Raw genomic sequence first — 21127 nt, 5'->3', positions numbered from 1 at the left:
AAACGCGTATTGATAACTTCTTGATAATTTATTGACAATGTAACATCGTGTGCACGGTGCGGCGAAGAGAAACGCGTTCTCCGCCCTCCGTGCCGACGCAAGACTGGAAGCCATGACACCACCACGAATTCATCCGCTGGGCGACTGCGCGCTTGTTTGCGAAGCCGCGCCGCCCGCCACGATCGACTGCCAGCGACGCATCTGGGCGCTCGCCGAGCGTGCGCGCCTGATGCCGCATGTCGTCGAAGTCGTGCCCGGCATGAACAATCTGACGATCGTCTTCGATCCGCTCGACGCCGACTATGAAAGCCTCGCCGCGCAACTCGAAGCCGGATGGGACGCCGCCGGCAGCGCCGATGCGCCCGGCAGCACGATCGAGATTCCGGTGCGCTACGGCGGCGAGGACGGCCCCGATCTCGCGGAACTGGCGAAGCACGCGGGCCTGTCCATCGATGAAGTCGTGAAGCGTCACACCGAAGCGGAATACATCGTGTTCTTCCTGGGCTTTCAGCCGGGCTTCGCGTATCTCGGCGGGCTCGATCCCGCGTTGCACATGCCGCGCCGCCGCGAGCCGCGCCTCGAAGTGCCGGCCGGATCGGTGGGTATCGGCGGGGCGCAGACGGGCATCTATCCGGCTGCATCGCCGGGCGGATGGCAACTGCTCGGCCGCACCGAACTCAGGCTTTTCGATCCGTCGCGCAATCCGCCGACGCTGATGCAGCCCGGCGACCGCGTGCGCTTCACGGCGCTGGAGGTGCGCGCATGATCGACGTGATTCGCGCAGGCGTGCTGTCCACGGTGCAGGATCTCGGCCGCCACGGATACCGCCATCTCGGCGTCAGTTCGGGCGGTGCGCTGGATGCGCTGTCGCTCGAAATCGGCAATCGACTCGTCGGCAACCGGCCGGATGCGGCGGGCATCGAGGTGACGTTCGGGCCGACGGTGCTGCGCTTCAAGCGCGCGACGCGCATCGCCATCACGGGCACCGACTTCGGCGCGACGCTCGACGACGTGCCGGTCTATTCGTGGTGGAGCCTTCCGGTGCGCGCGGGCCAGGAACTGACGCTGCGCGCGGCGAAGCGCGGCATGCGCGGCTACGTGTGCATCGCGGGCGGCATCGACGTCCTGCCGATGCTCGGCTCGCGCAGCACCGACCTCGGCGCGTGCTTCGGCGGGCTCGGCGGGCGCGCGTTGCGTGACGGCGACCGCTTGCCGGCAGGCGTGCCGCAGCCGCACAAGGGCATCGCGTTTTCGCCGGAGGAACCCGCTTTCGGCGTCAAGGCGCCCGCGTGGTGCAAGTTCGTTCTCGTCGATGAACCCCTGCGCCGCGGCCGCCACGCGCCCGGCCTCGCGTGGGCCGCGCCGATCCGCGTGCTGCGCGGTCCGGAATATGCGAGCTTCAGCGACAAGGCTCACGACGACTTCTGGAACGAGGAATGGACGATCACGCCGAACAGCAACCGCATGGGTTTCCGGCTCGCGGGCACGGCGCTCGAGCGTCGCGACAAGACCGAACTGCTGTCACACGCGGTCTTGCCCGGCACGATTCAGGTGCCGCCGAACGGACAGCCGATCATCCTGATGGGCGATGCCCAGACCACGGGCGGCTATCCGAAGATCGGCGCAGTCATTCGCGCGGACTTGTGGAAGCTCGCGCAGGCGCGGCTGAACGGAGGCGTGCGCTTCATCGAGACATCGGTGGAGGAAGCGCGCCACGCGCTTGCTGAAGAACGGCAGTATGTAAAACAGGTGGAAACAGCCATCGCGATGCACGAAGAACGCATCGCGCGATAACAGACAAACCCAACGACTACATCGACGACTAACATGGAAATCGATCTCAACGCCGACCTCGGCGAAGGCTGCGGCTCGGACGAAGCGCTGCTCGACCTCGTGAGTTCCGCGAACATCGCGTGCGGCTGGCATGCGGGCGGCGCCACCGCGATGCGCGACTGCGTGCGCTGGGCGGTGGCGAAAGGCGTGGCGATCGGCGCGCACCCGAGCTTCAACGATCCCGAGAACTTCGGCCGCAAGGAAATGGACCTGCCGCCCGAAGAGATCTACGCGGGCGTGCTGTATCAGCTCGGCGCGCTCGCTGCGATCGCGAAAGCGGAAGGCGGGCGCATCGCGCACGTGAAGCCGCACGGCGCGCTGTACAACCAGGCGGCGAAAACGCCGCAAATCGCCGATGCCATCGTCGCCGCCGTGCGCGACTTCGATCCGACGCTGCTGATCTTCGGCCTCGCGAACAGCGGTCTCGTCGATGCCGCGAAGCGCGCGGGGCTCGGCGCAATCGAAGAAGTGTTCGCGGATCGCGGCTATCGCGCCGATGGTTCGCTCGTGCCGCGCAAGGAGCCGGGCGCATTGCTCGACGACGAAGACGCCGTGCTCGACCGCACGCTGTCGATGGTGCGCGAGCAGCGCGTGCAGGCCGTATCGGGCGAATGGGTGCCGTTGAATGCGCAGACCATCTGCCTGCATGGCGATGGCGAACACGCGCTCGCGTTCGCACGGCGCATTCGCGGCGCACTGGCTGTCGCCGGCATTGGCGTGCGCGCCGCCCGCGCCGCCTGAGCGACGTAACCGAGCACTGAACGCCCCGCACCGCCGGGGCGTTTTAGCAAGCGGCCACGAGAGCCGCGCAGTCACCACGCGCCCGGTTCGAGGCGCGGTGTTTTCATCCATGTTCGTTTGGAGATCTCATGGCAACCCCAGTCAGTTTATGGCCGCTCATCGGCGTGGCCGTCATCATCGTGGGCTTCGTGCTGCGCTTCAATCCGATGCTGATCGTCGCGGCAGCCGCGATCATCACCGGATTCGCGGCGCACTTCCCGCCCGAGCGCATTCTGAGCGCCATCGGCACCGGCTTTCTGAAGACGCGCAATATCCCGCTCATCATCCTGTTGCCGCTTGCGGTGATCGGCTTGCTGGAGCGGCACGGGCTGCGCGAACGCGCGCAAATCTGGATCTCGGGCATTCGCGCGGCGACGGCCGGGCGTCTGCTGATCGTCTATTTGCTGGTGCGCGAACTGACGGCGGCGGTCGGCCTGACGGGCCTCGGCGGTCATCCGCAGATGGTGCGGCCGCTGCTCGCCCCGATGGCGGAAGGCGCGACGGAAGCGCGCTACGGCAAGCTGTCCGACGCCGTGCGCTACAAGCTGCGCGCGTACTCGGCCGCGACCGATAACGTCGGGCTGTTCTTCGGCGAGGACATCTTCGTGGCGTTCGGCGCGATCGTGCTGATGGTCACGTTCCTGAAGGAAGCGGGCATTATCGTCGAGCCGATGCACGTGGCCGTCTGGGGCATCCCGACCGCCATCTGCGCGTTCCTGATTCATGGCTTTCGCCTCTGGCTGCTCGACCGTCAACTGACGCGCGAACTCGATGCGCTCACCCGCAACGTCGCCGGAGAAAAAGCATGACGCTGACGATCAACTATCTCTTCTATCTGGTCGGCATCGTGCTCGTGGTCGTCGCGGGCATGATCCTCACCGACAAGTCGCATCCGCGCCGGCTGACAACGGGCGTGTTCTGGCTCGTGTATGCGCTGATTTTTCTCATCGGCGACTTGCTGCCGCCATCGGTCGTCGGCGTGCTGGTCGTGGCGATGGCGCTGATCGCGGGTCTCGGCGGCGTCACCGGCGCGAAGCCGAAGATGCTCTCCGATGAAACGCGCCGCCAGAGCGCCATGCGTCTCGGCAACAAGCTCTTCGTGCCCGCGCTGACGATTCCCGTCGTCACCGTCATCCTGACGCTCGGGGCGAGTCATCTCGTGTTCGGCGGCAGGCCGCTCATCGAGTTGAAGAACGTGACGCTGATCGGCTTCGGCATCGGCTGTGTGATCGCGCTGGCGGTCGCGTGCGTGATGACGCGCGATACCGTCGGCCAGTCGATGCGTGAAGCGCGCCGCCTGATCGATGCGCTGTCGTGGGCCGCCGTGCTGCCGCAGATGCTCGGCATGCTCGGGCTCGTGTTCTCCGACGCGGGCGTCGGCAAGGCGGTCGCGCACGTGACGACGGCTTACGTGAATCTCGATTACAGGCTCGTCGCGGTGGCGGTGTACTGCATCGGCATGGCGCTGTTCACGATGGTGATGGGCAACGGCTTCGCCGCGTTCCCGGTGATGACGGGCGGCGTCGGCGTGCCGATTCTCGTTGGCGTCTTTCACGGCAATCCGGCGACGATGGTCGCGATCGGCATGTTCTCCGGCTACTGCGGCACGCTGATGACGCCGATGGCGGCGAACTTCAACATCGTGCCGGCGGCGCTGCTCGAATTACCCGACAAGAACGCGGTCATCAAGGTGCAGGTGCCGACTGCGCTGACGTTGCTGGTCGTGAATATCTTCCTGTTGAACTGGCTGATGTTCCTCTGAAGCTGCATTAACGAGCGGCGCGTGTCGACAAGTTTGCACGCGCCGTTCCTGCACGATTTGTCCTACATCGCGCGCCGCCGCGACATGGCGATGCGTCACCCCTGCCCTCGCGTGACCGCACACGCCGCCTCCCGCCTCATCTCTCCTCTCGTCGTCCGCGCGCTTTTCTGCGCCTCTTGAATTCAGACCTCTCCGATTCCTGCATGCCGGTGCTTAACGGAGACTTCGCCCCTTTCGGGTGGTGACGCAGGTGAACTGCGCCGCCTTACAAAAGGGAGTCGCTGACCGGCATGCGAGCACAACAGTCTCGCAGCACGAGTATGGCGACCTCATATTCAGGTCGAATAGCCGATGGTCCGGTGGACTGCTGCCTTTATCCGGCGGCGGTTCGGTGCCCCGGTATCACCGTCGGTCGGGTCATGCGATTGTCGAGATATTCTCTGTTGTTGGAGCGGCCTTCTGGCCGCGACGTGCCGCTGCGTCTATGCGAAGCGTTCGTCGCTCTCGGAAGCGCGCTTTTTGCGTATCGCGTGTTCGGCGCGTCCTTCGAGGCCGGCTATGTGAGCGCCGCCGCGGCGTTCGCCGTGTTGCTCGCCTGGGCGGGCCAATCCGTGCGCAGTCAGCAGTGCAGCGGGACTGTCGCCGGCATTCTCGGGCCGGCGCTCGCGTGGACGCTTTGCGAAGCCCTCGCGACCTTCGCCGCAATGTCGATGCATCGCGAGTTTCAGCCATCGCTCATATGGTTCGCCTGCTGGTCGTCGTCGACCTTCGCGGGTGTGACAGGGTGCCGCTTCGTCGTCCGAATGATTCGCGCCCGACGTGCTCGAACGCGCTCGGTTGCCCTCGTCGGACGCGGCGATCATTGCGATGCGTTCATGCAGCGCTTTCTCGCCAGGCGCGATTCCGTGTATCGCATCGACGCACGGTTCGATCTGAACGAAGCAGCGACGGCGAACACCGACGGCTTCCGGCTCTTTTGCCACATGGAGCCGTTCGTCGCCTACGTGCGAGAGCAGCGTATCGACGAACTATGGCTCGCGCTTCCGCTGACCGATGAAGCGACGCTTCTGCGCTTCCTCGACATCTTCCGCAATGACTTGCTGAACATCCGCTTTCTTCCGGATGTCGGCAAGCACGCGCGTTTTCGCAACGACGCCGCCGACGTCGACGCTGCATTCGCCGTCAATCTCGTCGCAGCGCCGCTCACGGATCGCGCGCTGGCCGTCAAGGCGATTTTCGACTGTGCTTTCGCGACGTGCGCGCTGATCTCGCTCTCGCCGTTGTTCCTGCTCATTGCGCTTGCGGTGAAGTGCTCGTCGCCGGGTCCGGTGATGTTCAAGCAGTGGCGCCACGGAGCGAAGGGCGAGCCCTTTCAGATTTTCAAATTCCGCACGATGCACGTTCACGCGCCGGGCGACGGCGTGGTCGAGCAGGCCACGCGCGGCGATGCGCGGATCACGCCCCTTGGCGCGCTGTTGCGCCGCACGAGTCTCGACGAACTGCCGCAATTCCTCAACGTGCTGCGCGGCGACATGTCGGTGGTGGGGCCGCGTCCGCATGCCATCGAGCATGACGCGGTGTATCAGGAAATCGTCGACGGCTATATCCATCGCTATCGCATCAAGCCGGGCATCACGGGCTGGGCGCAGGTGAACGGGCTGCGCGGCGAAACGGATTCCATCGAGAAGATGCAAAAGCGCGTCGAGCACGATTTGTTCTATCTCAGCAATTGGTCGTTGGCCTTTGATGTACGCATCCTCTTCGCGACGATCGTGCGGGGCTTCGTTCATCACAACGCTTATTGAAGCGCAGGGTCATCCATGAAGTTTTCGATTGAACGCGCCTGCGACGCAATGCGGCGCGCTTCCACTCCGCGGCTTGGCGCTGCGATCGCGCTGACAGGACTCCTGAGCGCCTGCGCGGCCGCACCGGGCTTTCAGATGCTCACCGGGCCGAACACGAACGATGGCGTGCAGACCAGCACGTCCTCCGTTGCGCCGACGGCCGCGACGCCCGAGATTCCGATCACCGAGCTGGATCTCGCGACCGTGAGAAGCCTCGCGGAGAAGCGCAGTGCCTGGCAGGACGCGCAGACGCGCCAGTTGTTCGCCGCGCCGCAACCTTATACGGTCGGCCCGGGCGATGTCTTGCAGATCGTCGTGTGGGATCACCCCGAGCTTGCGCAGGCCGTCGGCTCCACGCAGACGCAGGGGCCGTCGAAGCCGGGCGATCCGGCGGCGGGTTTCGTCGTCGATCAAAGCGGCAAGCTCGCTTTCCCCTACGCGGGCAGTCTCAACGTGGCGGGCCTCGGCACGCAACAAATCCGCGAGCGGCTGACTTCCGCGCTGTCCCGCTATTTCGTGAACCCGCAGGTGACGGTTCGCATGGCGTCGTACCGTTCGCGTCAGGTTTATGTCGATGGCGAAGTCCGGTCGCCCGGTGCGTTCTCGTTGACGGATGTGCCGCTCAATTTCTACGACGCGATCGCGCACGCGGGCGGCTTCTCCGACAGCGCCGATCAGAGCGATGTCGTGCTCGTGCGCAATGGCGTGCCGCATCGGCTCGATGTGACGCGGATGCTGGCGCAGGGCGTCGATCCGTCGAAGCTGTTTCTCAAGGCGGGCGACGTGCTGCGCGTGACCTCGCGCGAGGACAAGGGCGTCTACGTGATGGGCGAAGTCAGCAAGCCCGGTTCGGCGGTGCCGCGACGCGACGGCACGCTGTCGCTCGCGGATGCGCTGTCGCAAGTGGGCAGTGTGAATGCGAACACGGCGGACACCGCGCAGATGTTCGTCATCCGCTCGCGCGACGGCAAGCCCGAAGTCTTCCATCTCGACAGCCGGTCGCCGGTCGCGATGCTCGTCGCGAAGGATTTCGATCTGCAGCCGAAGGACATCGTTTATGTCGACGGCAATGGGCTCGTGCGCTTCAACCGCGTGATAAGCCTGTTGATGCCGCTGATCAGCACGGGGCTTACGGCGGGAGTGATCGCGAAATGATCCGCTCCGTGCTGATGGTGTGCGAGGGGAATGTGTGCCGGAGTCCGGTTGCGGCGGCGTTGCTGGCGCATGAGCTTGCGGATGTCGAGGTGACGTCGGCGGGGACGGCTGCGCTCGTTGGCGCGCCTGTGGACGCGGTCATCGGCGAACTCGCGCAAGCACACGGTATTGCGCTCGATTCGCACGTCGCGAGGCAACTCGACGCGTCGCTCGTGCGCGACGCCGATCTGATTCTCACCATGACACTGGCCCAGTGCGACTGGGTGAAGGCCGCGTTTCCATCGGCGCGCGGCAAGGTATTTCGCCTTTGCGAACAGGACAAAGCGGACGTCATGGACCCGTATCGACGCCATCGAACCGTGTCCGAACTCGCCTTCGCCCAGATTCGATACGGCATCTCGCAATGGACTCACAGGCTGAACGAGCCGCAATGAAAGATATGCAGCAACCTCCCAATCAGTCGCGCTCCACGCCCGACAACGACGAGATTTCTCTTTCGGAAGTGCTCACAGTGCTTCGCGAGAACCGGAAGCTCATTGCAATCGCGACGGCCTGCGCGCTGTCGATCGGCTCGCTCTATGCGTTCCTCTGGGCGCCGACCTATCGCGCCGACGTGCTCATCCAGGTCGATGACGACAGCGGCGCCGGCTCGCTGAACGACAAGCTGGGCGACCTCGCGGCGCTGTTTCAAAACAAGGCGAGCGCGGACGCAGAAATCGAGTTGATGCGTTCGCGCAACGTGGTGGGCGACGCAGTCAATCGACTCCATCTCGACATCGATGCGCGTCCGCATTACGTTCCTATCGTCGGCGCGCCGTATGTGCGCTACACAGCCGGCAGCGGACTGGCGAGCGCGGCCTTCGGTCTTGGCAGCTTCGCGTGGGGCGGCGAGCGCATCGGCGTATCTGAGTTCACTGTGCCTTCGACGCAGTACGAGAAGACCTTCACGCTGATCGCTCGAGACGGCGAACGATACGAACTGGTGTCGCCGGACGGCGACACCATACTGCGCGGACGCGTGGGCGAGACAGCAAGCGCGGGCGGCGTCACGTTGACCGTCAGGTCGCTGCTTGCGCGCTCCGGTACTCGCTTCGATCTGAAGCGCTTCTCGACACAGCAGACCATCGCCGATCTTCAAGATGCGCTGAAGATCGCGGAGAAGACGAAGCAGTCGGGCATCGTCGGCATGTCGCTCGATGGAAAGGATGCCGAACTGACGGCGACGACCGTCAACGCCATCGCCGCGCTGTACGTGCAGCGCAACGTCGACCGGAAATCCGCGCAGGCGCAACAGATGCTCGCGTTCCTGGCCGATCAGTTGCCGCAACTGCGCGCCGATCTCGATCGCGCCGAAGCACGCTACAACGCGTTCCGTGCCAAAAACGGCGCGGTGGACCTAGAAGAACAGAGCAAGTTGCTGCTTCAATCGGCGGTCGAAAACCGGTCGAAGATCGTCGAACTGGAACAGAAGCGCGCTGAGCTCGTGCAGCGCTATACCGCGCACCATCCGGAAGTGGTGGCCATCGATGCAAGCATTGGCGAATTGAAGCGGCAGTCGGGCGATTTCGATCATCGAATCAGCGCGCTGCCGTCTGTTCAGCAGGACGCGGTGCGGCTCTTGCGCGATGTGAAAGTCAGCAACGACCTGTATACGAGTCTGCTGAACAGCACGCAGCAATTGAGCGTGCTCAAGGCCGGTCAACTGGGCAATGTACGGACGGTCGACTATGCGGTGACGCCGGAGAAGCCGGTTGCACCGAAAAAGGCGCTGGCTTTGGTGCTTTCGGTCCTGCTCGGTCTCGTGGCGGGCTGCTCCCTCGCGCTCGGTCGACGCATGTTCAATCGCGGGCTGGAAACGCCTGCCGAGATCGAAAGCGCGATCGACCTTCCTGTGCTCGCGATCATCTCCCACTCGCCACGCGAGGCGGCACTTGCCGCTTCGCGCCGGCGTGGTTCGTCGAAACATCGAGTGCTGGCCGCGCTCGCCCCGAACGACGTCGCTGTCGAAGGTCTGCGCAGCTTGCGCACGGCGCTTCAGTTCGGCGTGCTCAAGCAGCGGAACATGATCGTCATGGTCACCGGCGCGCGGCCGGGGATCGGCAAATCGTTTATCTCGGTCAATCTCGCGGCGGTGATCGCGGCGGGCGGCGCTCGCGTGCTGTTGATCGACGGCGACATGCGTCGCGGCAACTTGAGCGGCGTGCTCGGGCTGAAGCGGGAACCGGGTTTCTCGAATCTGCTTCGTGACGCGGAACCGGATGCAGTGATTAACCGCAACGTGCTTCCGGGTCTCGACGTCATTACCGGCGGGGGGATGCCCGATCGGCCATCGGAACTACTGATGAATGAACGGCTCGCGAGTGTTCTGAAGCGTCTGCGCGAGCGCTACGACTACGTGATTATCGACTCGCCACCTGTGCTCGCTGTGACCGATGCCGGGCTGATCGGCAGGCACGTCGATGCGTCGTTGCTGGTCGTGCGGCATGGACGTCACACCGCGGCTGAACTTCGCGAAACCACGCGCCAACTCGCAAACGCGGGCGTGCCGCTGCACGGAGCGTTGCTCACGGATACGCCGGCGAGCGGCACGGCGTATGGGGCGTATTCGCAATATGCCGCCACGGGCAGTTGATCGGCCGCGTCGCCCACAAATACAAAAGACTCGACATTCATGAAGAAACTGCTTCTTGCGTTCGGCACTCGTCCCGAAGCAATCAAGATGGCGCCGCTCGTCAAGCGCCTCGCGCGCGATTCTGGGTTCGAATGCCGCGTGTGCGTTACGGGTCAGCATCGCGAGATGCTCGATCAGGTGCTTGCGCTATTCGACATCCGTCCCGATTTCGATCTCAACATCATGAAGCGCGGACAGGATCTCTTCGACGTCACGTCTGCGATTCTCGCTGGCATGCGCGACGTGCTCGCGACGTATCGCCCCGACATGGTTCTCGTCCATGGCGATACCACGACGACCATGGCCACGACGCTCGCTGCCTTCTACCAGCGCATCTCAGTGGGACACGTCGAAGCCGGCTTGCGCACAGGCAATCTGGCGTCGCCGTGGCCGGAGGAAGCGAACCGCAAGCTCACAGGTGCATTGGCCGCGCTGCACTTCGCGCCGACTGAGCGCGCTCGGCACAACCTCCTCGCCGAAGGCATCGACGACGACAAGATCGTCGTGACGGGCAACACCGTCATCGACGCGCTGCTGCAAGTCGGTGCGCGTCTTTCGAATGATGCCGACCTGTGCGCGGTCGCCGAGCGTGAATTGCCCTCGTTGGCCCCGGGCCGACGCCTCGTGCTCGTGACGGGGCATCGGCGCGAGAGTTTCGGCGGCGGCTTCGAGCGCATCTGCTCAGCGCTCGCTCAGATCGCGCACGCGTCGCCGGACGTCGACATCGTTTATCCGGTGCATCTGAACCCGAACGTGCGTGAGCCCGTGAATCGCCTGTTGACGGGCATCACGAACGTGCATCTCATCGAACCGCTCGACTATCTTCCGTTCGTACGCCTGATGGATCGCGCCGATGTGATCCTGACCGATTCGGGCGGCATCCAGGAAGAGGCGCCGTCGTTGAACAAGCCTGTCCTCGTGATGCGCGAGACCACCGAGCGTCAGGAGGCGGTGGACGCGGGCGTGGTGAAGCTCGTCGGCACGGACGCTGACGCGATCGTCGAGAACGTGATGCATCTTCTGCGCGACGCCGACGCATACGCGGCAATGAGCCGTGGCGCCAACCCTTACGGTGACGGTCGCGCCTGCGATCGCATCGCCGACGCCTTGCTGCGCTCCGAGCATCCGCTTGCCGTAGCTGCCTGATCGTACTGCCAAAAGAAACACGCGAGCTTATGGAATTCGAAACTATCTCCGTCGTCGGACTCGGGTATATCGGCTTGCCGACCGCTGCTGCTTTTGCGGCGCGGCGCAAGAAGGTCATCGGAGTCGACGTGAATCAGCATGCCGTCGATACGATTAATCGTGGCGAGATTCATATCGTCGAGCCGGAACTCGACATGCTGGTGCAGGCAGCGGTGGCGCAAGGAAATCTGCAGGCGTTCACGAGGCCGCAACCCGCTGATGCTTTCTTGATCGCGGTGCCCACGCCATTCACCGATGGTCACAAGCCCGACCTGTCGTATATCGAAGCCGCTAGCCGTGCGATCGCGCCGGTGCTCAAGAAGGGTGATCTCGTGGTGCTGGAATCGACGTCGCCTGTCGGCGCGACCGAGCAGATGGCTGCCTGGATGGCAGAAATGAGGCCGGATCTGAGCTTTCCGCAGAATGCGGGCGAGGCGTCGGATATTCGTGTCGCGCATTGCCCGGAGCGCGTGTTGCCGGGCCACGTGATTCGCGAGCTGGTAGAGAACGACCGCGTGATCGGAGGCATGACGCGCCGATGCGGTGAAGTGGCGCGCGAGTTGTATCAAATCTTTGTACGCGGCGAGTGCATTCTCACGACGGCGCGCACGGCGGAGATGTGCAAGCTGACCGAAAACGCATCGCGCGATGTGGGCATTGCGTTCGCCAACGAGTTGTCGCTGATCTGCGATCGGCTCGACATCAATGTGTGGGAACTCATTCGGTTGGCGAATCGCCATCCGCGCGTGAACATTCTGCAGCCGGGGCCGGGCGTCGGCGGGCATTGCATTGCGGTTGATCCGTGGTTCATCGTGGATTCGGCACCGGAAGAGGCGCGGTTGATTCGTACGGCGCGCATCGTCAATGATTCGAAGCCGCATTGGGTGGTGGAGCGCGTCGAGCGGGCGGCGAAGCGGTTCAAGGAGCCGGTCATCGCGTGTCTGGGGCTGGCGTTCAAGGCGGATATCGATGATCTGCGGGAGAGTCCGGCTCTTGAAATCGCGACGGAACTGGCGAGTAATTATCCGGGCAGCGTGCTGGCGGTGGAACCGAATATCCGCGAACTGCCGCGGCATCTCGCCGACAAGGTCGAACTCTGCACGCTCAACGACGCGCTGCTTCGCGCGGATGTGATCGTGGTTCTCGTCGATCACGTGCCCTTTAAGAACATCGATCCGATTCGGCTGCAGGCCAAAGTCGTGATCGATACGCGCGGGATGTTGGCGCGGGGATGAAGCAGTTCGTGCCCTTTATCGCGAAGCCCCTCCCAGACCTGGTGCGAAAGTTCGAAGCGATTGTCGCGACGGGCATGCCGGGACTTTATCGGGTCATCGCCTTTCTGCTCATAGAGAGAGTGTATGACCTTGGCGACCTTGGTCGCGCCGGCTCAGCGTTTTCCATCGCGCAGACGCTCGCTTTCTTCACGGCTATTGGATGGGGCGCGCTTATTCTCGTGCGCGTGCCGGTGTCGCCCGACCGTTCGCACGGGGTCCAGTGTTTCTATGATCTCGTCCGCATGGGCATGGTTACGCTGCTTGTCTGCGGCACCGTTTTCGCCATGGAGGAGCCGGTACTCGGGTTTGGACTACCGGTGCCCGAGGTCATCGCGATACTGGTCGGATGGACCGTCTATCAGCTCGGGCGTCACTACTTTCTTGCGCAGCGCAGTTACCGATTCATTATTCTCACGGACGCTGCGCTCATCATCGTCACCTGCGTGAGCATTTTTGCCTTCAAGCGGTTCGGCGCCTGCGCTGGGCTTCCGCTTGGCTTCTCGCTAGGCACCGCCGGCGTGTGGATGTTCGTGCGAATAGGAAAGCCTGGCACATTCAAGGCGTCGCAATACGAGTTCAAGGGACTTGAGTTCGGCTTCACCAACTTCCTTTCTGGCGGAATTGCCCTGAGCCTTGTGCCGATCGCGTCCTTCACGAATGGTCCCCGGTTCGCTGGAATCATGTCACTCATCGCATCGGTTTCAGCGATTAGCGCGCTCATTCCTCGAGCAATCACCATGTATCGATTACCCGAACTGAGCCGCATCGCTGCTGCGGGCGGGCCGCTATACGACCTGACGCGAAGGACCAACCGCGAGATCGTCCTTGCCAGCGTTGCCACGTTCGCTGCGAACGCAGGCATCGTGTCGGCGATCTGTCTTCTTAACGCTACTGCCGATGAACTCGCGATGACTCTCGCGTGCGGCCTCGCGATGTCCGCGGTCGGTTGCATCAGCATGTCGAGCATGGCATACAGCAACGTGCTCATGGTGAGGGAGGCGAGCAAAGCAGCAATGCTGATTAATTTGGCTGCATGCGGCACTTATCTGGGCGCGGCACTGGTGCTGTTCGAGACCAGCGCTAAGCTGTACTTCCCTCCCATTCTAGCCGTGTGCATCGCCACTACGGTGATGCGCAATATTCTTCTCAAATCGCAGAGTGGGGCGCTGTGCGCGCCATCCGCTGAGATTCGTCGCGCTTGAGCGCCCCTCGCCGAAGCGATGACGACGCACTCAACACACAAGGGATGCCGGTGAATACGATTCACGTGGTCTTATCGACGGAGCCGAAGGGCGGAAAGGGCGGGGTCGCCACCGTTATTCCAATTCACCTCCGGTTGCTGGGCGCGTTAGGTGAGACGATTCACATCTCGACTCATCGGTCGACACCGCTTTGGGGAAAACTCGGTCCGTGGATCCTATCGTTCTTCCGTTGTTATGGCGTTTTGCTCCGTAATTTCGGCAGAGCAAAGCTCTTCCACGTCCATCCCGGATCAGGCTTGTGTCTGTTAAGGATGCTTGGGCTTACCGCGTTTCTCCGAATCGGTCTGAGGCAGCGTGCTTTCGTCTATCTCCACACGCCATACCTTGAACAGTATCTCCGGAGCGGATTCTGGAGAAAGGTGATCGCCTGCTTGATCAGGCTTTCCACACGCACCGTCGTTCTGACTCACTACGGGAAGCGTCTGCTTGAGGAAGCGCGATTGGCGGAGAAGGCGGTAGTCGTACCGAATCCGTATCAAGCAGAGGCGTTCGCTCCGAACTCTAAGGGCGACGACGTTCGATACGTCCTCGTCATGGGCAGGATCGTTCACGGAAAGGGCTTTGTGGAAACGCTCGGAGCCCTAGCTCGTCTGCCCGACTCGTTCCGCTTGATCATTGCCGGCGAGGGGCCAGAGTTCGATGCGTTGCGTAGGGAGGCGGAGCAGCACAGCCTCCAAGAGCGCATCGAATGGGCCGGTTGGGTCTCCGGCGAAGCGAAACGCAGATTGCTCCAAAAGGCGGACGTGTTCTGCCTGCCGAGCCGGGTGGATTCGTTCGGTATGAGCTTCGTGGAGGCTCAATGCTTCGACTTGCCGGTCGTGGCTTATCGGCATCCGCCAGTAATCGAAGTCCTCAAGCCGGATCAATCCGTGATTGTCGATAGCCTCGATCCTCGCACTCTCGCGGATGCGATCCTGGAAGCGCAGAAGCTATCTTCCTCAATCCAACCTGGAGCCGGGTCTAGATGGATTACGGAGCGCTTTGGATTAGATCGCGTCGGACAGCTCCTTGAACGCGAAGTTATAGAAGTATCGACCAAAAAATGATCTGTGCTTCGACTCGCGTCGTTACGAAGCTGCACGCAAAGAAAAATTCTCGATGAACTACGAGCCGAAATGATTTATTTGCTCTGCCTCGCAAATCTTGTTGGATTGGCTCTGTACTGGCAAAGGTTGGGCGCAACGAGCCTTCGGCGCGTATATTTCACGCTGTTCGTCTCGTGCTATGTGTTCACATACTTCGGCGGCCTTCTGCTCGCACGAATTCTGTTTTCTTACTTCGGCATTGACAAGATCAGCGCTTCCGATGCGACAAGTCGCGAGCTCGTCTTGCTCGCACAGGCGTGCCTTCTCCTGTTCTTGCTTGGTTATTTCATTGCAGCTCCGGTTAGGCGCTTGCTGCCGAAGCGAGCGGAAATCGATTGGCGATTGGGCACGAAGGGATTTGTCCAGGTCCTCACCACTGCATTCACGGTTTCCATGCTTATTTACCTAGCAAGCTCCGGAGGGCCGGTGCTACTCAAGGAAGGTGGCTACGAAAACCGCTACGACGCGAATGTGGGAATGGGTGGCTACTCTCTGTTTTTTTCCATGGGATTGGTCGCTTGCACGTTAGCTGCTCTGAGAGCCAGGACACGTAGAGAGAAAGTCCACACGATCGTCGCAACGGTTCTTTACTGCGCCCTCACCTTTGTCGTACTTGGCGGATATCGACAACTGGGCTTCGCGGCTTTGTTCTCAATCGCCGTTATTGCGGTGCTGCGCAAAGACATATCGTTTCGAAGTTTTATCGCAGTTTCGGGCGCTCTGATCACGATCACACTCGCCGTTGCCATATTTCGTTACACAGGCACCACGTCAGACGAAACAGGTGGCGTCGCGGGACGTTTATTCATCTTTCTCTACGACGGCTTCGCGCCGGTCGATGCGTTCTACAACATTGTTGATTTTTGCAGACGCCACGAAGTCACCGAGAACGTCTTCTTGAATCAATTGACGACGCCGATACCTCGCTTTCTGTGGCACGACAAGCCTGCGATCGTGTTGAATGCTGGCAACTACTATACTCAAGTCGTGCTCGGGCGAACTGACCTCATTACATACTCGCCAACGATTCTAGGCGAGTTGTACCTACTCGGCGGTGGTGTCGCTTGTGCAGTCGGCAGTCTTGTTTCCGGTGTCATCCTGCGAACGTTTGACGAAGTCTTAATCCGTTCCAAGCGAAAGTTGGTTGTTGCCTTTCTTTCGTCATTCTCGTTCGTCTTCGTCTTCAACCTTTATCGCGAAGGCATTGAAGTTCTTGTCACGAAGACAATTCTCTTCGGTGGTGCCGTCGCTGTACTTTGGTTGGCGACAGAACTGCTGACTCAACCCCGTCGAAGCGCGCAATAATCCTTATGGCTATGAAACGCAGTGACTCCGCTGCTCCTTCGAGGAACTCTTCGGTGGTTCGATCAGTTGTAAATTTCATTAACATACTTATAGTGTTTGTTATTTGGGGTGGCGCGTCGATGTGGCCGAAGCCGGCGTGCGCATCGACGCCTGGCGCCGCCGAGAGAGTACTTTTCTCAACAGATTGGACTACCGGCATCGATCGACGTCTACAGTTGCAGGTCTCTGGTCCCGATTCGATCAGAATCGTCCCATTTCCGGCTGGCGATCCAAAGAAAGTTCTGCGAGCGCAAATAGCCCGCGAAACAGATTACACGGGCGTTGCAAACGGGACGCCCAGGGCCGAAATATCTTTTGGAGGCTTTCTGCATTTCATCCAAGGCCGCGAATATGTCGTGCAGTGGCAAATGCGGATCCCGGATGACTATCAATTCGACAGTAAGCAAGACGAAGTTATTGCACAAATACATCAGGGACCGGCTGCCGGATATCCGCCATTTGCATTGTTTATTTCAGGTGGTGGCCAGTATGAAGTACATAGTCGTACTGAGCACAGACAGGACTATGTCACTCGTTTGTTCGGCGCGCCTATGTTTGACCGCGGCAATACAGTGACGTGGACATTGATATACGTTCCTGATCCTACTGGAGCGGCATCGAAGACAGAACTATTTTATAACGAAAAAAAGGTGTTCTCGATAGAAGGCGTTCCTAACGCGTACCGCGGAGATGACGGCGCGTATTTTAAGCTGGGCATCTATAAGGCTCGGTGGAAGCGCGATCCGACCGACGTCGACGTGAGAACCATCGACTTCGGTCCCTTGGTGATCAAAGAGCGCATCGGGGCCGATCGGTCTCTGCATTCTTCTCGCGGGGCGAAAGGGAAGGCTCCATCAGACATTAACGTGCACGAAGGCAATCAATGAGGCTTTTCAATTTTTTAGGGTTCCCGATGCATGCCGGGACGATGGAAGAAACGGTGTCGCTTCTTGCCGAGCGCATAGAGAGAAGAGACTTCACACAGCACGCTGTTGTCAACGTTTCCAAGCTCGTCCATATGAAGCGAGACCGGGAACTTGCCGACTCAGTTCAAGCATGCGACCTCATCAATATTGATGGAATGGGCGTTGTCTGGGGGGCGCGTCTTCTAGGACACGCCGTACCGGAGCGTGTCGCGGGAATCTATCTGTTCGATCGCTTGCTGGCAACCGCTGCTGACCGCAAATGGCCGGTCTATCTGCTTGGCGCGACGGATGTAGTGGTAGCAAAAACGGTAGAACGCGTGCTGGAGAAGCATCGTGGACTTCAGGTCGCAGGATGCAGTAACGGATACTTCTGGGACAACGAGAAAGCTGCCGTTGATGCGATTCGCAGTTCGGGTGCGCGACTCTTGTTCGTGGCCATTACATCGCCTAAGAAAGAGACGTTCATTGAGCGCTGGAAGGATGACCTCGGTGTCGATTTCGTCATGGGCGTGGGTGGAACGTTCGACGTAATCGCCGGGAAAGTTCGTCGAGCGCCGGTCTGGATGCAGCGAAGCGGTCTCGAATGGCTGTTTCGTGTAATTCAGGAGCCACGCCGGATGTGGAAGCGCTATCTCGTTACCAACGTGAAGTTCGCTGCTATGCTTACCGGCGCACTTCTCAACCGAGCGTACAGCTAAATCGCCAAACCTCGGCTGTTGGGCGCGCTAGGGCTATCCAATTGCGACAATGCATCGCGCGTCTATCGCCTTTCAAAGCGGTGGATGCTGGTTTGCCCAGACGAGCGGCTGATCGCCAAGGCCGGAAAGACATCTCGAGAAGCTACCCGGGAACCACCACAAACCCCCTCCTCCTCAACAACTCCAGCACCCCGCGCTCGCCACCAAGATGCAACGCCCCGATCGCCACAAACACCGGCCGATCGGGCGCCGCCAGCCCCACGATCCGTTGCACAAACCGCCGATTCCGCTCATACACCACGCGGTTATCCACCTGCGCCGCCAGCGCCTTCGACCGCGCCAGCTTCGAGCTCTTCGCATCGTCCCAGGCCTTCAACGCATCCGCATCGCCGATACGCCACAGCCGATGCAGCTCTTTCACATCGGCGATATTCTCCGCCGAGGTTTGCACGAGATCCTGCGCCAGCATCTCCCGCTGCTGCGCCGACGATAGATGCGTGAACGTCGATATCTGCTCGTTCAGCGTCTCGAGACCAACAATCCTTCCGCGCACGCGCAGATAAACATTCTGCAACTGCGCCTCCGTGCCGTACTCGCTCTGAAACCCGGCCTTGAGCGTGTCGTACGTCTGAATCAGCATCGACGCAAGCCACGGCCTTGTATGCCGCAAATTCTTCAGCGCGACAGGATTGCCGCGCATGCGCGCCTCGACCTTCTTCCACATCGAATCGGGCAAATAGTCGATCAGACATTCGCTGCGGCACATGCCATAGCGGTTCACATCGTCCTGGGAGAGCAGCAGTTCGTCGGGGGAAATTTCGAGCGCCAGTGTCGGCGATGCATACAGCGCCGCGAGGATCGGCTTGCGAAAAGGCTGTTCAGGCGGATAGTCGGTCGGAAAACCGACGTGCAACGTGCCGAGCAGATAGATCGTCGTCGCGCCTTTCGTGGCGACATAGAACGGCATGCGCGCCGGTTCCGCGCGCACCGGCCCGCTTGCCGTCGTGCCGTCGGAGCGGTCGACTGGAACGACCCGAGCCGGCGTCGCGGGCGGTGCAGCCGATGCCGGAACCTCCGTCGCGCTTGCATCGCCCGCGGGTTGAGGCGTGCCGCCGGGCGGACTGCGCGATCCCGTGACCGCGAACGCCACCGTCGACAACGCGAATAACAGCGCCATCGCGTACGCCACGACGCCAGCGCGCCGCGCGAGCAGCGCCATGCCACAGGACACGAAGCGGCGCGTCCGGTCGATCAACCGGCGCGCCACCCGCGATTCAGGCTTCGGCTTCACCGACCTCCTCGGCGCGATGACACGACACCTGGCGGCCATCGACGACACGCAGCGCCGGTTCTTCCACCCGGCATCGCTCGATCGCATACGGGCAGCGCTGATGGAACGTGCAGCCCGACGGCGGATTCAGCGGCGACGGCATCTCGCCCTGCAGCTTGATCTTGATGCGCCGATCCTCTTCGAACAACGCAGGCGTCGCGGACATGAGAGAACGCGTGTACGGATGTCGCGGATTCGCGAAGATCGTCTTCTTGTCGCCCAGCTCCGCAATGCCGCCAAAGTACATCACCATCACGTCGTCGGCGATATGCTCCACCACCGAAAGATTGTGCGAGATGAACACGTAGCTCGTGCCGAACTCCTGCTGCAAATCCATGAAGAGATTGAGAATCTGCGCCTGAATCGACACGTCGAGCGCCGACACCGGTTCGTCGGCCACGAGAATCTGCGGATCGAGAATCATCGCCCGCGCAATTGCCACGCGCTGACGCTGTCCGCCCGAGAACATGTGCGGATAACGCGACGCATGTTCGGGCCGCAGGCCAACGGTGCGCATCATCTTCGCGATACGTTCCGCCCGTTCCGTCGACGAGAGCTTCGTGTTGATCGCGAGCGGCTCGCCGAGCGTTTGCTCCACCGTCTTGCGCGGATTCAGCGATGCAAACGGGTTTTGAAACACCATCTGCACGCGCTGGCGCAAATCCGCGATCTTCGCCTTGCTCGCGCCGGCCACGTCTTCGCCGTCGATCAAAAGGCGGCCCGACGTCGGCGCTTCGATCATTGTCAACTGGCGAGCAAGCGTGGACTTGCCGCATCCCGATTCGCCGACGACCGCGAGCGTGCGCCCGCGCCGCAATTCGAACGACACGCCGTTCAGCGCCTTCACCGTGCCCTGCGTGAACATGCTGCGCTTGACCGAGTAATGCTTCGTGAGCTTGTCGGCGGCCAGCACGATGTCCTGATTGAGTTCCTTCGGTATCGCGTTCATCGCGCGCCCTCCCCGACGATCTGTGCCTCACGCTCCGCGCGCACCGCCTGCTTCACATCGCTTGCGACATTGAGCGGCTTGATGCAGCGCGCACGCACCGCAGGATCGTTCCAGTCGAGTTGATACAGATGCGGCCGGCCCTTCCAGCAGTCATCGACGGCATACTTGCAGCGCGGCGCAAACAGACACCCGCTTGGCCGATCGTCCCGTCCCGGCACCATGCCCGGCAGCGCCGCGAGACGCGCCGCGCCGCGGCTATGCTCGGGAATCGCGGCCAGCAGCGCTTCGGTGTACGGATGATGCGGCTCGCTGAAAATCGCCGGCACATGATTCGTTTCGATGATCTCGCCCGCGTACATCACCGCCACGCGTTGCGCCACTTCCGACACCACCGCGAGATCGTGCGAAATCAGCACGAGCGCCATGCCGCGTTCCTTCTGCAGGCGCACGAGCAGTTCCATGATCTGCGCCTGAATGGTCACGTCGAGCGCGGTGGTCGGCTCGTCGGCGATCAGCAGCTTCGGATTGCACGCGACCGCCATCGCAATCATCACGCGCTGGTTCATGCCGCCCGACATCTGATGCGGGAACGCATCGATGCGGCTTTTTGCATCCGGAATGCCGACCTGATCGAGCAGCTCCAGCGCACGCTTGTGCAAGGCATCGCCGCGCAATCCTTCGTGCAGCTTCAGCACTTCCTTGATCTGATAGCCGACGGTATAGCTCGGGTTCAGGCTCGTGAGCGCGTCCTGAAACACCATGGCGATGTCCTTGCCGATGATCCTTCGACGCTCGCGCGCCGACGCCTTCAGCAAGTCCTTGCCGTCGAACGTGACCTGATCGGCGGTGACTTTGCCGGGTGCATCGATGAGGCCCATCAGCGCCATCATCGTGACGCTCTTGCCCGAGCCGGATTCGCCGACGACGCCGACCACTTCGCCCGGCGCCACCGACAGGCTGATGCGATCGACGGCCTGCGTGCCGCCGAAGGTCACCTGCAGGTTACGGATAGTCAATAGATCGTTCATG

At 61.7% G+C, this 21127-nt stretch carries 19 protein-coding genes; 16 read left to right on the top strand and 3 right to left on the bottom strand.

All coding sequences use genetic code 11. The features are described 5' to 3' along the window. The first annotated feature begins 112 nt into the window (after positions 1–112). The 16 genes from pxpB to BG57_RS08630 all read left to right on the top strand — a co-directional run bounded on the left by pxpB (position 113) and on the right by BG57_RS08630 (position 17819). Positions 113–766, top strand: coding sequence for a 5-oxoprolinase subunit PxpB (gene pxpB, locus BG57_RS08710; protein ID WP_035962436.1), 654 nt, complete (start codon positions 113–115; stop codon positions 764–766). Then, positions 763–1794 (top strand): 5-oxoprolinase subunit C family protein, encoded by a 1032-nt coding sequence (locus BG57_RS08705; protein ID WP_035962295.1) that lies wholly within the window; start codon positions 763–765, stop codon positions 1792–1794. The genes pxpB and BG57_RS08705 overlap by 4 nt, the downstream gene beginning before the upstream one ends. 33 nt (positions 1795–1827) lie before the next feature. Beyond that, positions 1828–2574: a 5-oxoprolinase subunit PxpA gene (pxpA, locus tag BG57_RS08700; protein WP_035962293.1), complete on the top strand. Its 747-nt coding sequence runs from the start codon at positions 1828–1830 to the stop codon at positions 2572–2574. Between the two features lie 128 nt (positions 2575–2702). After that, positions 2703–3422, top strand: coding sequence for a DUF969 domain-containing protein (locus BG57_RS08695; protein ID WP_035962291.1), 720 nt, complete (start codon positions 2703–2705; stop codon positions 3420–3422). Continuing rightward, positions 3419–4375 (top strand): DUF979 domain-containing protein, encoded by a 957-nt coding sequence (locus BG57_RS08690; RefSeq protein WP_035962289.1) that lies wholly within the window; start codon positions 3419–3421, stop codon positions 4373–4375. The genes BG57_RS08695 and BG57_RS08690 overlap by 4 nt, the downstream gene beginning before the upstream one ends. 470 nt (positions 4376–4845) lie before the next feature. Continuing rightward, positions 4846–6180 carry an undecaprenyl-phosphate glucose phosphotransferase gene (locus BG57_RS08685; RefSeq protein ID WP_160174719.1) on the top strand — a complete coding sequence of 445 codons (1335 nt, stop codon included), beginning with the start codon at positions 4846–4848 and terminating at the stop codon, positions 6178–6180. Between the two features lie 15 nt (positions 6181–6195). Beyond that, positions 6196–7374 carry a polysaccharide biosynthesis/export family protein gene (locus tag BG57_RS08680; protein WP_081850855.1) on the top strand — a complete coding sequence of 393 codons (1179 nt, stop codon included), beginning with the start codon at positions 6196–6198 and terminating at the stop codon, positions 7372–7374. Next, complete coding sequence (locus tag BG57_RS08675; RefSeq protein ID WP_035962287.1) at positions 7371–7808, top strand: arsenate reductase/protein-tyrosine-phosphatase family protein; 438 nt, start codon at positions 7371–7373, stop codon at positions 7806–7808. The genes BG57_RS08680 and BG57_RS08675 overlap by 4 nt, the downstream gene beginning before the upstream one ends. After that, entirely contained in the window at positions 7805–10006 is a 2202-nt protein-coding gene (locus BG57_RS08670; protein WP_035962286.1) for a polysaccharide biosynthesis tyrosine autokinase, read from the top strand. Before BG57_RS08675 ends, BG57_RS08670 begins: the two co-directional genes overlap by 4 nt. Before the next feature lie 39 nt (positions 10007–10045). Beyond that, the gene (gene wecB, locus BG57_RS08665) at positions 10046–11191 is read left to right on the top strand and encodes a non-hydrolyzing UDP-N-acetylglucosamine 2-epimerase (protein WP_035962285.1); all 1146 of its coding nucleotides are present in this window, start codon (positions 10046–10048) and stop codon (positions 11189–11191) included. A 29-nt stretch (positions 11192–11220) separates the two neighbouring features. After that, positions 11221–12465: a UDP-N-acetyl-D-mannosamine dehydrogenase gene (gene wecC / locus BG57_RS08660; RefSeq protein ID WP_035962284.1), complete on the top strand. Its 1245-nt coding sequence runs from the start codon at positions 11221–11223 to the stop codon at positions 12463–12465. Continuing rightward, positions 12462–13706, top strand: coding sequence for a hypothetical protein (locus BG57_RS08655; protein WP_052005672.1), 1245 nt, complete (start codon positions 12462–12464; stop codon positions 13704–13706). Before wecC ends, BG57_RS08655 begins: the two co-directional genes overlap by 4 nt. Before the next feature lie 50 nt (positions 13707–13756). Beyond that, positions 13757–14812, top strand: coding sequence for a glycosyltransferase family 4 protein (locus BG57_RS08650; protein WP_160174718.1), 1056 nt, complete (start codon positions 13757–13759; stop codon positions 14810–14812). Positions 14813–14881: 69 nt separating this feature from the next. Continuing rightward, positions 14882–16156 carry a WzyE family oligosaccharide polymerase gene (locus BG57_RS08645; RefSeq protein ID WP_035962280.1) on the top strand — a complete coding sequence of 425 codons (1275 nt, stop codon included), beginning with the start codon at positions 14882–14884 and terminating at the stop codon, positions 16154–16156. Between the two features lie 119 nt (positions 16157–16275). Continuing rightward, positions 16276–17082, top strand: coding sequence for a heparin lyase I family protein (locus tag BG57_RS31465; RefSeq protein ID WP_160174717.1), 807 nt, complete (start codon positions 16276–16278; stop codon positions 17080–17082). Next, positions 17079–17819: a WecB/TagA/CpsF family glycosyltransferase gene (locus BG57_RS08630; RefSeq protein ID WP_035962274.1), complete on the top strand. Its 741-nt coding sequence runs from the start codon at positions 17079–17081 to the stop codon at positions 17817–17819. Before BG57_RS31465 ends, BG57_RS08630 begins: the two co-directional genes overlap by 4 nt. 142 nt (positions 17820–17961) lie before the next feature. Here BG57_RS08630 and BG57_RS08625 read toward each other — a convergent pair whose 3' ends face one another. From BG57_RS08625 to BG57_RS08615, 3 genes are read right to left on the bottom strand one after another with little or no spacing between them, the layout of a single operon-like run. Next, positions 17962–19038, bottom strand: coding sequence for a TraB/GumN family protein (locus BG57_RS08625; protein ID WP_052005681.1), 1077 nt, complete (start codon positions 19036–19038; stop codon positions 17962–17964). Between the two features lie 55 nt (positions 19039–19093). Continuing rightward, positions 19094–20098, bottom strand: coding sequence for a peptide ABC transporter ATP-binding protein (locus BG57_RS08620; protein WP_035962272.1), 1005 nt, complete (start codon positions 20096–20098; stop codon positions 19094–19096). Continuing rightward, complete coding sequence (locus BG57_RS08615; protein WP_052005671.1) at positions 20095–21126, bottom strand: ABC transporter ATP-binding protein; 1032 nt, start codon at positions 21124–21126, stop codon at positions 20095–20097. Before BG57_RS08615 ends, BG57_RS08620 begins: the two co-directional genes overlap by 4 nt. Position 21127: the final 1 nt, after the last annotated feature.

The sequence above is a fragment of the Caballeronia grimmiae genome (assembly GCF_000698555.1).
GTDB classification, from domain to species: Bacteria; Pseudomonadota; Gammaproteobacteria; order Burkholderiales; family Burkholderiaceae; genus Caballeronia; species Caballeronia grimmiae.
The sequence above is the reverse complement of the archived record's forward strand: the minus strand, read 5'-3'. Positions and strand labels throughout refer to the sequence as shown.

Bases quoted from the DNA above. Each gene is read 5' to 3' on its own strand.
- BG57_RS08645 (WP_035962280.1), top strand. From the start codon at position 14,882: ATGATTTATTTGCTCTGCCTCGCAAATCTTGTTGGATTGGCTCTGTAC.
- BG57_RS08630 (WP_035962274.1), top strand. From the start codon at position 17,079: ATGAGGCTTTTCAATTTTTTAGGGTTCCCGATGCATGCCGGGACGATG.
- BG57_RS08670 (WP_035962286.1), top strand. From the start codon at position 7,805: ATGAAAGATATGCAGCAACCTCCCAATCAGTCGCGCTCCACGCCCGAC.
- BG57_RS08615 (WP_052005671.1), bottom strand. From the start codon at position 21,126: ATGAACGATCTATTGACTATCCGTAACCTGCAGGTGACCTTCGGCGGC.
- BG57_RS08620 (WP_035962272.1), bottom strand. From the start codon at position 20,098: ATGAACGCGATACCGAAGGAACTCAATCAGGACATCGTGCTGGCCGCC.
- BG57_RS08695 (WP_035962291.1), top strand. From the start codon at position 2,703: ATGGCAACCCCAGTCAGTTTATGGCCGCTCATCGGCGTGGCCGTCATC.
- BG57_RS08690 (WP_035962289.1), top strand. From the start codon at position 3,419: ATGACGCTGACGATCAACTATCTCTTCTATCTGGTCGGCATCGTGCTC.
- wecB (WP_035962285.1), top strand. From the start codon at position 10,046: ATGAAGAAACTGCTTCTTGCGTTCGGCACTCGTCCCGAAGCAATCAAG.
- BG57_RS31465 (WP_160174717.1), top strand. From the start codon at position 16,276: ATGTGGCCGAAGCCGGCGTGCGCATCGACGCCTGGCGCCGCCGAGAGA.
- BG57_RS08680 (WP_081850855.1), top strand. From the start codon at position 6,196: ATGAAGTTTTCGATTGAACGCGCCTGCGACGCAATGCGGCGCGCTTCC.
- BG57_RS08655 (WP_052005672.1), top strand. From the start codon at position 12,462: ATGAAGCAGTTCGTGCCCTTTATCGCGAAGCCCCTCCCAGACCTGGTG.
- wecC (WP_035962284.1), top strand. From the start codon at position 11,221: ATGGAATTCGAAACTATCTCCGTCGTCGGACTCGGGTATATCGGCTTG.
- pxpB (WP_035962436.1), top strand. From the start codon at position 113: ATGACACCACCACGAATTCATCCGCTGGGCGACTGCGCGCTTGTTTGC.
- pxpA (WP_035962293.1), top strand. From the start codon at position 1,828: ATGGAAATCGATCTCAACGCCGACCTCGGCGAAGGCTGCGGCTCGGAC.
- BG57_RS08675 (WP_035962287.1), top strand. From the start codon at position 7,371: ATGATCCGCTCCGTGCTGATGGTGTGCGAGGGGAATGTGTGCCGGAGT.
- BG57_RS08705 (WP_035962295.1), top strand. From the start codon at position 763: ATGATCGACGTGATTCGCGCAGGCGTGCTGTCCACGGTGCAGGATCTC.
- BG57_RS08625 (WP_052005681.1), bottom strand. From the start codon at position 19,038: ATGGCGCTGCTCGCGCGGCGCGCTGGCGTCGTGGCGTACGCGATGGCG.